This window comes from Blautia luti, from assembly GCF_033096465.1.
GTDB classification, from domain to species: domain Bacteria; phylum Bacillota; class Clostridia; order Lachnospirales; family Lachnospiraceae; genus Blautia_A; species Blautia_A luti.
Genome location: NZ_AP028156.1, coordinates 740,373 through 753,407 on the forward strand (window position 1 = coordinate 740,373; position 13,035 = coordinate 753,407).

The window sequence follows — 13,035 nt, forward strand, 5'->3', positions numbered from 1 at the left end:
GGCATACGGAAGAAATTACAGATCAGCCATACCGTGTGCTATAATCAGAAACAGTGAAAAGTGAATAAAATACAGGAGGATAATTATGCTTGGCATTATTTACCTGATCCTGTCAGTGCTGATCGGATATGAAATCTCCGGGATTCTGACAGGACCGAAAGAAATCAGTACGGATACCAACCGCATCTGGCTGGTACTTCCTGCCTCCTTTGGCACAGGGATTCTTGTTGTCACATGGGCAGTTTATATTATTTCCTGGTTTGCCAGTGTGACTGGAGGATCAGACAGACCTCTCCTTTACGGAAACCTGATCGTGCTGTCGGCAGCAGTGCTGATTCTGGCATTCCTGCTATACAGAAGGAAAAAGAAAGCACAGCCCATGAAGCCGGAATCCATGGTCACTGACAGGAGCCGTTTCAGGAAAGAACTGGTATTTTTCGGAATCCTGCTGGTCTTTATTACATATATGATGTTTTATGTGTTTTATATTAAAGACGGAGTGATGTATGCAGGGCTGACAGTATGTAGCGATTATGCACCCCATACTGCCATGATGAGATCCTTTTCCCTGGGAAATAATTTCCCGACCCAGTATCCGCATTTCGGAGGAGCGGATGTGAAGTATCATTTTATGTTTCAGTTCCTGGCTGGAAATCTGGAGTATCTGGGACTGCGGCTGGACCTGGCCTATAATCTGCTCAGTATCGGATCCCTGCTGGGATTTCTTATGCTGCTGTATGAGTTGGCACTGCGGATCACAGGCAGGATGTGCTGCGGAATATGGACGATCATTCTTTTCTTTTTCAGAAGTGGAATGGCATTCTGGCGTTTTCTGTGGGAGCATCTGCAGGCAGGAGACCTGCTGACAGTTCTGCAGGAGAATACTGCATTTATCGGCTACACAGAGAATGAGAACTGGGGTCTTTGGAACTTTAATGTATATCTGAACCAGAGACATCTGGCATTCGGACTTCTGCTGGTGACTCTGGCGTTATATCTGTTTATGGACTGGCTGGAAGCAGGAATCTCCCATGAGGAAAAAGGCCTGCAGTGGCTGGGAAAGCGGTTCACTGCGCCGGAGGCCTGGAAATGCCGTCAGCCGGAGAAAGCACTGTTTATGGGACTGTTCCTGGGACTGGGAGCATTCTGGAACGGTGCAGCTGTGATCGGCGGACTTCTGATCCTTATGGGATTTGCCATTTTTTCTGATGGTAAACTGGATTATCTGATCACTGCCCTGGTGACGGTTTTCTTTTCTTTTCTGCAGACGAAGATTTTTATCCGGGGAAGTGCCATGGGATTTCAGTTGTATCTGGGATTTCTGGCAGAGGAGAAAACACCCTGGGGCGTGGTGAAGTACCTGTTCTGGATGGGCGGGATCTTTTTCCTGGGGTTGCTTGGTCTGGTGGTATTTCTGCGCAGAAAGGGAAGGGTACTGGCTGTCAGCTTCCTGATCCCGACCATTTTTGCATTTACCATTCTCATGACTGTGGATATCAATGTGAACCACAAGTATATTATGATCTCCTATGCTTTCCTGGGAATCCTCTGGGCATGGGCAGTGTGCAGCCTGTGGAGGGGAAAGGTCATAAAGAAGATCCTGGCGGTGGTTCTGGCTGTATGCCTGACAGTGACTGGTGTCTACGACTTTGTGGTAATATTGAAAGGCAACGGTTACGGACACAGGATCGCCATCAATATGAACAGCGAACTTACCGCATGGCTGGCTGAGAATCTGGATAAAAATGATCTTCTGCTTACGCCTGAATACAGTATCAATGAAGTGACGATGTCCGGAGTGATGTTGTACTGCGGATGGCCGTATTATGCATGGTCAGCAGGATATGATACGTATTACAGGGCTGCTCAGGCAGTGACGATTTATACCACTTCTGACAGTGAGCTTCTGAAGAATCTGGTAAAGCAGGAGAAGATCACCTACATTCTCTACGAAGAGGATTCCCAGTTCGAAGGACAGGACTGCAGGGAAGATGTGATCGCAGAGAATTATGAACTGGTATATGAGAACCCCGGCGGTTCCATCCGGATCTATAAAACTTCAGAATCATAAATAACAGATCGCAAAGGAGGATATTACCAATGAAACGACTGGCACCACGTGTGCTTCTGGCAGCTGCTCTTATGGGGCTGTCTGTATTTTTACTAAAAGGAGATGTATGGACATTCTGGACCTGGTGGATTCTGGCATTTCTCATGGGAATGCTTGCCATGCCTGTGACCGGGATCCTGTTTGCAGGGTTTGAAGATAAAGGGTGGATGTTTTCAAAGGTTCTGGCCATTGCAGTGGCTGGATTTCTCACCTGGTTTCTGGTAGCTGTGAAGCTCATTCCGTTTACAGCAGTGACCTGTATCGTAGTGTGCCTGGTATGTGCAGCTGTATGTATCCTGCTTTATCGCAGTCAGCAGAAGAAAGGCATTGATTGTTTACCTGAGGGAAAAGCAGAACTGATCTTCTGGGAGGAAATCCTGTTTTTCGCAGTATTTCTGATGTGGACCTATCTGGCCGGATTCAGACCCCAGGCATATGGAACAGAGAAATTCATGGATTATGGTTTTATGGAAGCCATGATGCGGAGCACTACGCTTCCTGCAAAAGATCTGTGGTATTCGGAAGGAACTATCAATTACTATTACGGTGGTCAGTATTTCGCGGTATTTCTCACGAAGATTACAGGCAGCCGGGTTGAGCTGACCTATAATCTTATGAGAACTTTTGTGGCGGCTTTCGCTTTTGTATTTCCATTTTCTCTGATACATCAGATGGCAGTGGACAAGCTGGGGAAGGATCTTACAGGAAAGAAACGTTGTGTACCTGCTTTATCCGGAATTCTTGCGGGAATTTCTGTATCTATTGCGGGAAACATGCATTATGTGGTTTACTGCAAGATCATTCCGTGGATCCAGACACTGCAGGGGAAGAAACCAGACAGTTACTGGTTCCCGGATGCTACCAGATATATCGGTTATAATCCGGATGTGCCGGATAAGACCATTCATGAATTTCCGTGCTATTCCTTTGTGCTGGGAGATCTTCATGCGCATGTGGTGAACGTGATGTTTGTTCTGTTCCTGACAGGTCTGTTGTATGCATGGATGAAGAGCGTCAGGGAGAAAGAGGCAGTGGTGGAGAGAAATCATGGAGTGAATTTCTGGAGAAGACAGCTTCTCATGCCTCATATCCTGCTGGCAGCAGTGCTGATCGGAATGTTTCGGTTTACCAATTACTGGGATTTTATTATTTACTTCGTAGTGGCGGGAGGAACCATCCTTTTCGCAAATATTATCCGGTTCCAGGGAAAGATAAAGAAGGTTCTGGCAGTGACTATCGCCCAGGCTGTGGAGATCATAGTGGTATCCTATCTGGTGATACTGCCTTTTACATTGAAATTTGATACCATGTTCCAGGGAGTGGGAATTGCACAGTATCACTCCATGATCCATCAGCTTCTGATACTGTGGGGGCTTCCGGCAGTGTTGACAGTACTTCTGATCATCTGCATTCTGTGGGAGAAGCTGCGAGGCGGCCAGAACCGGGGATTGTACCGGCTGATGAAAGCGATTGATCTCCCGGATCTTTTCGCTATTATCATGGGACTGTGTGCCATAGGTCTTGTACTGATCCCGGAATTTGTTTATGTAAGGGATATTTACGAGAATGGAAATGCCAGGGCCAATACCATGTTCAAGCTTACCTATCAGGCTTATATACTTTTCGGTATGACTATGGGATACGGAATCTTCCGGATGCTGGTGACTGCCAGACAGAAAGTATTTAAAATATTCTCTGTGGTGGGACTGGTGCTTCTGTGCTGGACTTTTGGCTATTTCGGCAACAGTATCAATGCATGGTTTGGAAATGTGCTGGATCCGTCAGGATATAAAGGCCTGGATGCGACGTCTTTCCTGGAGAATGATTTCGCGGAAGATGCATCTGCCATCCGCTGGATGAAGGAGAATATAAAGGATTCACCGGTAATCCTGGAAGCCAACGGAGACAGTTACACAGATTATGAGCGTGTCTCTGCAATGACAGGTCTTCCGACTGTACTGGGCTGGTATGTACATGAATGGCTCTGGAGGAATGACACTGCAGACCTGAATGAAAAGAGCGCGGACATCGAGAAGATCTACACATCCACAGACCAGAGCGAGGTGGAAGAACTTCTGAAGAAATATAATGTGGAGTATATCTTCGTAGGATCTACAGAGAGAGAAAAATACGCAGATACACTGAACGAAGAAGTCCTGAACTCCTGCGGAACCGTGGTATTCCGGGATGAGGAGTATGGTACTTATATTATTAAAGTTAATAAGTAAGAAGGTGAAAAAATGGCGGCAGTTGTGCCGCCATTTTATAATTTTACAGGAAATTATAAGCCCTCCGGGCAGGATCGCACTGCGGCGGAGAGGAATTATGTCATTGAAGTGACCCGCCGCAGGCGGAGAATCCTGCAAGTAGGAGTCCTTCTTACATTGCGATGGATAGAAATTCAATTAATTTTTGATATTTAGAGACAAATATGGAAAAATCGTGTACAATAACAATTGTGGAAAAAAAAAGCAACAAATGAAATAAATCAATAAACAAAAGAAAGTAACAAAAGAAAGCAGGAATAAAATGAAAGCAGAAGTTGTATCCATGACAGCGGACAGTCTTGATATGGAAGCGATCCGTCGTGGTGGAGAGATTTTGAAACAGGGTGGTCTGGTGGCGTTTCCTACGGAGACTGTTTATGGTCTGGGTGGGGATGCGTTGAATCCTCAGGCATCTATGAAGATTTATGCTGCGAAGGGCAGACCATCGGATAATCCTCTGATCGTGCATATCGCAGAGTTTGATAAACTGACACCGATCGTGGCAGAGATTCCGGAGAAGGCGAAGATCCTGGCTGAGAAATACTGGCCGGGTCCTCTTACTATGATCCTTCCCAAGTCTGACCTGGTGCCGAAGGAGACTACCGGAGGACTGGACAGTGTGGCAGTTCGTTTTCCAAGTGACAGGATCGCACAGGAACTGATCAAGGCTGCCGGCGGCTATGTGGCTGCACCAAGTGCCAATACTTCCGGAAGACCAAGCCCCACCACTGCACAGCATGTAGAAGAGGATCTTGGGGAAGCTATTGAGATGATCATTGACGGAGGCCAGGTGGGGATCGGCCTTGAGTCTACGATCGTTGATTTCACAGAAGACGTGCCTGTAGTTCTGAGACCAGGATATATTTCTCTGGAAATGCTGCAGGAGACGCTGGGAGATGTCCGGATGGATAAGGGACTGATCGCAGCTGACAGTAAAGTCCGTCCGAAAGCACCAGGGATGAAGTATCGCCATTATGCGCCTAAGGCAGATCTGGCGATCGTTGAAGGAACAGAAGAAGCTGTTGTAAAGAAGATCAATGAGCTGGCAGCAGAGGCGAAAGCCCGGGGTGAGCAGGTTGGTATTATTGCAACAGATGAGACGAAGGACAGATATCCGGAAGGGCTGGTAGTCAGCATTGGAAGCCGGAAAGAAGAGGAAACAATCGCCCATCATCTGTATGAAGTGCTTCGAGATTTTGACCAGAGCGCGGTCAAATCTATTTATTCAGAAGCGTTTTATACACCGAAAATGGGACAGGCTATTATGAACCGCCTGTTGAAAGCTGCGGGACATAAGATTATTCGGGCGGAGGAATAAAAGTTTTTATCAGGAGGAAAAAAGGAATGTTAGCTTTAGGTTGTGATCACGGTGGATATGAATTAAAACTGGAAATTAAGAAGTATCTGGACGAAAAGGGTATCGAATATAAAGATTTCGGATGTGACAGCCTGGAATCTGTAGATTATCCGGTTTATGCAAAGAAAGTTGCGCATGCCATTGTGAACGGTGAATGTGAGAAGGGAATTCTCATCTGCGGAACAGGAATCGGAATTTCCATTACAGCTAATAAGATCAAAGGAATCAGAGCAGCAGTCTGCACAGATTGCTTTACAGCAGAAGCTACAAGACTTCACAATGATGCCAATATCCTTGCACTGGGCGGAAGAGTTGTAGGCCCGGGACTTGCAGTTAAGATTGTGGAGACTTTCTTAAATACACCATTCTCTAATGATGAGAGACACATCAGAAGAATTAACCAGATTGAGACGGAATAAAAAGAAAAAGACAAAACAGCCAGAGACTGAGGCGCAGTTTCTGGCTCTCTTTAACAGGGGGACAGTAGCATGGATAAAAATTGTAAACGTACAGATTATTTATCATGGGATGAGTACTTCATGGGAGTTGCCATGATGTCAGGAATGCGTTCCAAGGATCCTAATTCACAGGTAGGCGCCTGTATCGTAAGTGAGGATAACAAAATCCTTTCCATGGGGTATAACGGATTTCCGAAAGGATGTTCAGATGATGAATTTCCATGGGCAAGAGAAGGAGATGATCTTCATACCAAGTACTTCTATGTGACTCACAGTGAGCTGAATGCGATCCTTAATTACAGAGGGGGAAGCCTGGAAGGGGCGAAACTTTATGTTTCACTGTTTCCCTGCAACGAATGTGCCAAGGCGATCATTCAGTCAGGGATCAGGACCATCGTATATGACTGCGACAAATATGCCAACACACCGGCAGTGATCGCCTCCAAGAGAATGCTGGATGCAGCGGGAGTTCGTTATTATAAATACAACCGAACCGGGCGGAAGATTACAATCGAAGTATAAAACTTCCTCTTGACACATCCGTCCATTTCAAATAAAATAAAACCAAATGCGAAATATTTACGGCGATGAAGAGAATAGTACATAAGGAGCAATCCCAGAGAGGAATCCATCGGGTGGAAGGATTCTGTGCGCGAATTATGGAACCGGCCTCGGAGCCCCGTGCAATTGAAGTACGGCGTTTTTTCCTGCGTTATGGGAAGAAGAGCGAGCAGTGTGCAGGCATTTGGGCACAGTGCTAATTAGGGTGGTACCGCCGAAGCCTTTCGGTCCCTTGTGAGGGATGCTGGGCTTCTTTTTTTCGTCTTTTGTAACAGGGCAGATTTTGCCGGATTATAAAATGGGTAAATTGTGGTGCTGTGAAGCAGATATGACAATTTTATCTGAAAGAAAATAAGAAGTATACACATTCCGCCGCGACTATATCCTGATGCGCTGTCAGGATCAACACAATCACATAAAAAGGAGAAAAATCATGGCAAACAACAAGAAACTGGTAGAAGCCATCACATCCATGGAAGACGATTTCGCCCAGTGGTATACCGACGTTGTAAAGAAAGCTGAACTTTGCGGATATACCAGCGTAAAAGGCTGCATGGCGATCAAACCTGCAGGATATGCGATCTGGGAAAATATCCAGCACGAACTGGACAGAAGATTCAAAGAAACAGGCGTACAGAACGTATACATGCCAATCTTTATCCCGGAATCTCTTCTTCAGAAAGAGAAAGATCACGTAGAAGGATTTGCACCGGAAGTTGCATGGGTAACTCATGGTGGTCTGGATCCGCTACAGGAGCGTCTGTGCGTACGTCCGACATCCGAGACATTATTCTGCGATTTCTATGCCAAAGAGATCCAGTCCCACAGAGACCTTCCGAAAGTATACAATCAGTGGTGTTCTGTAGTACGTTGGGAAAAGACAACACGTCCGTTCCTTCGTTCCCGTGAGTTCTTGTGGCAGGAGGGCCATACAGCTCATGCTACAGCTGAGGAAGCAGAAGCACGTACCATCCAGATGCTGAACCTGTATGCAGACTTCTGCGAAGAAGTACTTGCGATCCCGGTTATCAAGGGACAGAAGACTGACAAAGAGAAATTCTCCGGCGCAGAAGCTACTTATACAATTGAGTCTCTGATGCATGATGGAAAAGCCCTTCAGTCCGGTACAAGCCACAATTTCGGCGATGGATTTGCAAGAGCATTCGGCATCCAGTATACAGATAAAGAAAATAAACTTCAGTATGTACATCAGACATCCTGGGGAATGACAACACGTATGATCGGTGCCATCATCATGGTACACGGTGACAACAGCGGTCTGGTACTGCCTCCGAGAATCGCTCCGACACAGGCAGTGATCATCCCGATCCAGCAGCGTAAAGAAGGGGTTCTGGAGAAAGCAGACGAGATGTTTGCAGCATTAAAAGCAGCCGGAATCCGCGTAAAAGTAGACGACACAGACAAGAGCCCGGGATTCAAATTCGCAGAGCAGGAAATGCGTGGTATTCCGGTACGTATCGAGTGCGGCCCGAAGGATATCGAGAACGGCCAGGCTGTGATCTGCCGTCGTGATACAAGAGAGAAATACACAGTGAAATTCGAAGAGCTTGCAGAGAAAGTACAGGAGATCCTGGAAACGGTCCAGAAAGATATGCTGGAGCGCGCACGTGCACACAGAGATTCTCATACTTATGTTGCTACAAACTACGAAGAATTCAAAGACACCATCGTCAACAAACCAGGCTTCGTAAAAGCTATGTGGTGCGGCGACCGTGCATGTGAAGACAAAATCAAAGAGGATGTTCAGGCTACATCCAGATGTATGCCGTTCGAACAGGAACACTTAAGTGATGTCTGCGTATGCTGTGGAAAACCGGCTAAGAAGATGGTTTACTGGGGAAGAGCATACTAATTTCAGAAGAAATTACAATAAAGAAAACCGGCAGCAGAAAATATATCTGAATGCCGGTTTTCAGAATTTGATAAGTTACAGGCAGCTAATTTATAGAAAGATTTGTGTTAGGAGTCTGTTGAAGGCAAAGCGCAATAATAAATATAACAGATAAGGATGGTCATATGATTCTGGAAATACCGAAAAACGCGGAGACAATTTTGCACATACTGGAAAATGCAGGCTATGAGGCTTATGTAGTAGGCGGCTGTGTCCGCGACTCTATCTTGGGGCGTACCCCGGATGACTGGGATATCACTACATCTGCGAAACCTGAGCAGGTGAAGCGTCTGTTTCACAGAACTGTGGATACAGGTCTGCAGCACGGAACTGTGACTGTTCTTATGGAAAAAGAAGGCTACGAGGTTACCACCTACCGTGTAGACGGCGAATACGAGGACGGCAGACATCCGAAAGAAGTAACCTTCACCGCAAGCCTTGAGGAGGATTTAAAGCGCCGCGATTTTACCATCAATGCCATGGCTTACAATCCTTCCAGAGGACTTGTGGATCTCTTCGGTGGTATGGAGGATATCGACAGAAAGATCATCTGCTGCGTAGGAAATCCGCTGGAGCGTTTTACAGAGGATGCACTCCGCATTATGCGTGCAGTCCGTTTCAGTGCGCAGCTTGGCTTTACTATTGAAGAGGAAACACGTAAGGCACTGAAAGTCCTGGCACCCAATCTGAAACATGTCAGTGCAGAGCGGATCCAGGTGGAGCTTGTGAAACTTCTTATGTCCCCTCATCCGGATTACCTCAGAGTGGCCTATGAAGCAGGGATCACTGCAGAGTTTCTGCCGGAATTCGATGCCTGCATGAAAACACCGCAGAACACCCCTCATCACTGCTGCACAGTAGGAGAGCACATCCTCCACAGCCTTGACTATGTACGTGCAGACCGTGTCCTGCGCATTACCATGCTGCTTCATGATATCGGCAAACCTGTTGTGCGAAAGACAGACGAAAACGGCAGGGATCATTTCAAAACTCATGGAGATGCGGGGGAAAAAATGGCGGGCCAGATCCTGCGCAGACTGAAATTCGACAACGACACCATCCGCAAAGTAACCCGCCTGGTGAAGTGGCATGACGACAGACCGGAGGGAACGACGAAATCTGTAAGACGTGCAGTGAATCGCATCGGTGAGGATCTTTTTCCCTATTATCTGGAAGTGCAGCAGGCAGATATGCTGGCACAGAGCGAATACAGACGTGAGGAGAAACAGGAGCGTCTGGATAAAGTAAAAGAAGCCTATGAAGTGATCCTGAAAGAGCACCAGTGCGTATCCCTGAAAACTCTGGCAGTCACAGGCAAAGACCTGATTCAGGCCGGATACAAGCCGGGCAGGGAGATTGGAGAAACATTGAATCGTCTGCTGGAAGAGGTGCTTGCCGATCCACAGAAGAACCAGAAAGAAATACTGTTAGACATGCTTGATGAGAAATAAACAGATGGAAATCCGAGGGTATATCCCCCGGATTTTTTTCATATGTATAGAGAGTATCGAAAACAGAGGGGGATATGCGATTGTATGATTACGGGCTTGGCACTCTTTCCCAGTATGATCTGACAGCAGAACGTTCCGCAAGGACCAGAGGGGCGCTGCTTTGCTATACAGAGCAGGGACTTTTGATACTGAGAGAGTTTCACGGTTCGGAGAAAAAGCTTAAGAAACAGCAGGAACTGTTGCTACATCTGCAGGCAAACGGTATCAGTACGGATTATTTCCTGGAGAATACGCAGGGCAGCCTTGTCAGCCAGGATAAAGATGGACAGTCCTTTACACTTCAGCGGTGGTATGAAGGGCAGGAATGCGACACCAGATCCAGGGAGGATATTATGAAAAGTGTGCGCGTCCTGGCAAAATTACATATTATCATGCGAATACAGCCGCAGGATGAGTACAAGGAATACAGGCAGAGATCCCTGAAAGAAGAATACACCCGGCACAACCAGGAGCTGCGTAAGATCCGTAAATTTATCCGGAAAAAAGGTCCAACCTGTATGTTCGAGAAAAAGCTTCTGGCAGCCATGGAAGGATTTCTGGAAAAGGGCGAGCAGGCAGTATGCCTTCTGGAACAGTCCGGATACGAAGAACTGCGGGAGCAGGCATGGCAGGAAGGCACAGTCTGTCACGGGGAATATAACCAGCACAATGTGCTGATCAGCAGGGAGGACATAGCTGTTACCAATTTCGGACGCTGGAGCTATGACATCCAGATGGCGGATCTGTACCAGTTTATGCGCAAGATCCTGGAAAAATATAACTGGGATCAGGCCCTTGGGGAAAAAATGCTCCGGGAATATCACGGAATACGCCCCATTTCCCAGACAGAGTGGCAGAACCTTCAGGTACGTTTCACCTATCCGGAGAAGTACTGGAAACTGGCAAATTATTACTATTCACACAAGAAAGCGTGGATCTCGGAAAAGAACATGGAAAAACTGGAAAACCTTGTCCGCCAGCAGGCTGCATGGGAAAAATTTGGACAGAACTGTTTCCGGAAATTTATCTGCCAGGAGGACAGATGAGCTGCTTATTACGAATTGTGTACCAATAGCCTGAATATTGCTAAAAACCTTGACAATATAGGGAAAAAGGTATATATATAAAAGACAGAGCTCTGTCGCTTTTGGCAGATGCCACCAAACAAGAAAGAGAGATCATTAGAGGAGGAAACACCATGAATAAAACAGAATTAGTAGCAGCTATGGCGAAAGAGACAAACTTATCCAAAAAGGATGTAGAGGATGTTCTGAAATCTTTCGTTGACGTAGTTTCTAAAGAACTGAAAAATGGCGGAAAGATCCAGTTAGTTGGATTCGGCACATTTGAAGTAAGTGAAAGAGCTGCTAGAGAGGGAAGAAATCCTCAGACTGGTGAAACAATGAAGATCGAAGCTTCCAAAGCACCGAAATTTAAAGCAGGAAAAGCTTTAAAAGATATGGTTAACGGTAAATAATTAAGACGATAACCGGGGGGACGAAAGTTCCCCCTTTTTAATTCCGAATGTTTAAAGAATTGCAGGAGCGTCAGCGAAGCAATTCGCGAGTATCGGTTACAGGAGTAAAATTATGAGATTAGACAAATATCTGAAAGTTTCCCGCCTGATCAAGCGCCGTACAGTGGCCAATGAAGCCTGCGATGCAGGAAGAGTTCTAGTAAATGACAAGCCTGCCAAGGCATCTGCCCAGGTGAAGGCAGGGGACATCATAGAGATCCAGTTCGGAAGCAGGAATGTAAAGGTGGAAGTGCTGGATGTAAAAGAAACCGTAAGAAAAGAAGAAGTAGAGAATCTGTATAAATATCTCTGATCTTTATTTCTGAAATTCTAATCTGGCATCCCGGCACATAAACTACTGATAAGTATGTAAAGCATGATCGGAGGGCTGTATTGACCGGAGCAACGATATCAGACGAGAAGAAAATACATTCCGCCCACAATCTGATGCTGGAGAACCGTCAGAATGTAAAAATGACCGGCATAAAGGACATCAAATCTTTCGATGAAAAAGAGATCCTGCTGTTTACAGAGGCGGGAAAGCTGTTGATAAAAGGAGAAGAGCTTCATGTGAAGCGCCTGAATCTGGAAAAAGGAGAAGCAGACCTGGAGGGAAAAGTGGACAGTCTTACTTATCTGTCGAAGAATACAGATAAAAAAGAAGAATCACTTCTCAAAAGGATGTTCCGTTAGAAGATGAGTATATTTATTCATCATGAATTACTTCTTATGATTCAGGCGGCAGCCACAGGAGCTGTTCTTCTTTTTTGTTACAGTATCCTGAGAGGCCTGCGCAGAATCTGGCATCATTCGGCTTTTTTTACAGGAGCGGAAGATCTTTTGTACTGGCTCGCCAGTGCATTGTGGGTATTTGCCCGGGTCTACAGAAATAATGACGGGATACTGCGTCTTTTTATGGTCCCGGGGATGATCGCGGGAGCCCTGCTGTGTCATTTTTTCCTTGAAAAAATGATAAAATGGTTGCTATTTCCAGTCAGAAGATGTAAACTTTCCCTGTATAAACATATAAAAAAAGGAAGGATGGCACATTGGGTAATTCTAAGAAGAAAAAAAGAAAAAAGAAAATAGGATACAATTCACTTGGAATGCTTGCCATCGCGCTGGTAGCAGTACTTCTGCTGGGAGGACTTATGCGCCAGAGCAGTGATCTTCAGGAAAAACTGGCTGGTTATGATGCGAAGGCAGAATCCCTTCAGCAGGATATCGAGGATGAGCAGGCCAGGACAGAGGAGATCGATAAGCTGAAGAGGTATATGGAGACAGATGAATACGCAGAAGAGGTTGCCAGGGAGAGACTGGGACTTGTGAAGGACAATGAGACCGTTTTTAAGAAAGAACAGTAA

The 13,035-nt window shown here is 46.1% G+C and carries 14 protein-coding genes; all 14 read left to right on the plus strand.

The annotated features are described in order from the left end of the window. The first annotated feature begins 85 nt into the window (after positions 1-85). The 14 genes from R8695_RS03460 (at position 86) to R8695_RS03525 (ending at position 13,035) form a co-directional block, all read left to right on the plus strand. Positions 86-2,071, plus strand: a complete 1,986-nt coding sequence (locus tag R8695_RS03460; protein ID WP_154780913.1) for a hypothetical protein — start codon at positions 86-88, stop codon at positions 2,069-2,071. 29 nt (positions 2,072-2,100) lie between these two features. After that, on the plus strand, positions 2,101-4,338 hold the full coding sequence (locus R8695_RS03465) for a DUF2298 domain-containing protein (protein WP_154780914.1): 2,238 nt from the start codon (positions 2,101-2,103) through the stop codon (positions 4,336-4,338). 12 nt (positions 4,339-4,350) lie between these two features. Continuing rightward, positions 4,351-4,533 carry a hypothetical protein gene (locus R8695_RS03470; protein WP_154780915.1) on the plus strand — a complete coding sequence of 61 codons (183 nt, stop codon included), beginning with the start codon at positions 4,351-4,353 and terminating at the stop codon, positions 4,531-4,533. A gap of 106 nt (positions 4,534-4,639) precedes the next feature. Next, positions 4,640-5,695: an L-threonylcarbamoyladenylate synthase gene (locus tag R8695_RS03475; protein WP_154780916.1), complete on the plus strand. Its 1,056-nt coding sequence runs from the start codon at positions 4,640-4,642 to the stop codon at positions 5,693-5,695. Positions 5,696-5,721: 26 nt separating this feature from the next. Further along, positions 5,722-6,153, plus strand: coding sequence for a ribose 5-phosphate isomerase B (gene rpiB / locus R8695_RS03480; RefSeq protein WP_118511232.1), 432 nt, complete (start codon positions 5,722-5,724; stop codon positions 6,151-6,153). A gap of 69 nt (positions 6,154-6,222) precedes the next feature. Then, positions 6,223-6,714: a deoxycytidylate deaminase gene (locus R8695_RS03485; RefSeq protein WP_118511234.1), complete on the plus strand. Its 492-nt coding sequence runs from the start codon at positions 6,223-6,225 to the stop codon at positions 6,712-6,714. 472 nt (positions 6,715-7,186) lie between these two features. Next, positions 7,187-8,626, plus strand: a complete 1,440-nt coding sequence (proS, locus tag R8695_RS03490; RefSeq protein WP_118511236.1) for a proline--tRNA ligase — start codon at positions 7,187-7,189, stop codon at positions 8,624-8,626. A gap of 164 nt (positions 8,627-8,790) precedes the next feature. Continuing rightward, positions 8,791-10,116, plus strand: coding sequence for a CCA tRNA nucleotidyltransferase (locus R8695_RS03495; RefSeq protein WP_154780917.1), 1,326 nt, complete (start codon positions 8,791-8,793; stop codon positions 10,114-10,116). Between the two features lie 74 nt (positions 10,117-10,190). Beyond that, complete coding sequence (locus tag R8695_RS03500) at positions 10,191-11,201, plus strand: CotS family spore coat protein (protein WP_167515498.1); 1,011 nt, start codon at positions 10,191-10,193, stop codon at positions 11,199-11,201. A 152-nt stretch (positions 11,202-11,353) separates the two neighbouring features. Continuing rightward, the gene (locus R8695_RS03505) at positions 11,354-11,632 is read left to right on the plus strand and encodes an HU family DNA-binding protein (protein ID WP_117677071.1); all 279 of its coding nucleotides are present in this window, start codon (positions 11,354-11,356) and stop codon (positions 11,630-11,632) included. 112 nt (positions 11,633-11,744) lie between these two features. Continuing rightward, positions 11,745-11,984, plus strand: coding sequence for an RNA-binding S4 domain-containing protein (locus R8695_RS03510; protein WP_154780919.1), 240 nt, complete (start codon positions 11,745-11,747; stop codon positions 11,982-11,984). 134 nt (positions 11,985-12,118) lie between these two features. Then, positions 12,119-12,364: a sporulation protein YabP gene (gene yabP / locus R8695_RS03515; RefSeq protein WP_118511282.1), complete on the plus strand. Its 246-nt coding sequence runs from the start codon at positions 12,119-12,121 to the stop codon at positions 12,362-12,364. Positions 12,365-12,367: 3 nt separating this feature from the next. Further along, positions 12,368-12,760 (plus strand): spore cortex biosynthesis protein YabQ, encoded by a 393-nt coding sequence (gene yabQ / locus R8695_RS17640; protein WP_154780920.1) that lies wholly within the window; start codon positions 12,368-12,370, stop codon positions 12,758-12,760. Further along, positions 12,721-13,035: an FtsB family cell division protein gene (locus R8695_RS03525; RefSeq protein WP_243139588.1), complete on the plus strand. Its 315-nt coding sequence runs from the start codon at positions 12,721-12,723 to the stop codon at positions 13,033-13,035. The genes yabQ and R8695_RS03525 overlap by 40 nt, the downstream gene beginning before the upstream one ends.

Bases quoted from the DNA above. Each gene is read 5' to 3' on its own strand.
- R8695_RS03460 (WP_154780913.1), top strand. From the start codon at position 86: ATGCTTGGCATTATTTACCTGATCCTGTCAGTGCTGATCGGATATGAA.
- R8695_RS03465 (WP_154780914.1), top strand. From the start codon at position 2,101: ATGAAACGACTGGCACCACGTGTGCTTCTGGCAGCTGCTCTTATGGGG.
- R8695_RS03470 (WP_154780915.1), top strand. From the start codon at position 4,351: ATGGCGGCAGTTGTGCCGCCATTTTATAATTTTACAGGAAATTATAAG.
- R8695_RS03475 (WP_154780916.1), top strand. From the start codon at position 4,640: ATGAAAGCAGAAGTTGTATCCATGACAGCGGACAGTCTTGATATGGAA.
- rpiB (WP_118511232.1), top strand. From the start codon at position 5,722: ATGTTAGCTTTAGGTTGTGATCACGGTGGATATGAATTAAAACTGGAA.
- R8695_RS03485 (WP_118511234.1), top strand. From the start codon at position 6,223: ATGGATAAAAATTGTAAACGTACAGATTATTTATCATGGGATGAGTAC.
- proS (WP_118511236.1), top strand. From the start codon at position 7,187: ATGGCAAACAACAAGAAACTGGTAGAAGCCATCACATCCATGGAAGAC.
- R8695_RS03495 (WP_154780917.1), top strand. From the start codon at position 8,791: ATGATTCTGGAAATACCGAAAAACGCGGAGACAATTTTGCACATACTG.
- R8695_RS03500 (WP_167515498.1), top strand. From the start codon at position 10,191: ATGCGATTGTATGATTACGGGCTTGGCACTCTTTCCCAGTATGATCTG.
- R8695_RS03505 (WP_117677071.1), top strand. From the start codon at position 11,354: ATGAATAAAACAGAATTAGTAGCAGCTATGGCGAAAGAGACAAACTTA.
- R8695_RS03510 (WP_154780919.1), top strand. From the start codon at position 11,745: ATGAGATTAGACAAATATCTGAAAGTTTCCCGCCTGATCAAGCGCCGT.
- yabP (WP_118511282.1), top strand. From the start codon at position 12,119: ATGCTGGAGAACCGTCAGAATGTAAAAATGACCGGCATAAAGGACATC.
- yabQ (WP_154780920.1), top strand. From the start codon at position 12,368: ATGAGTATATTTATTCATCATGAATTACTTCTTATGATTCAGGCGGCA.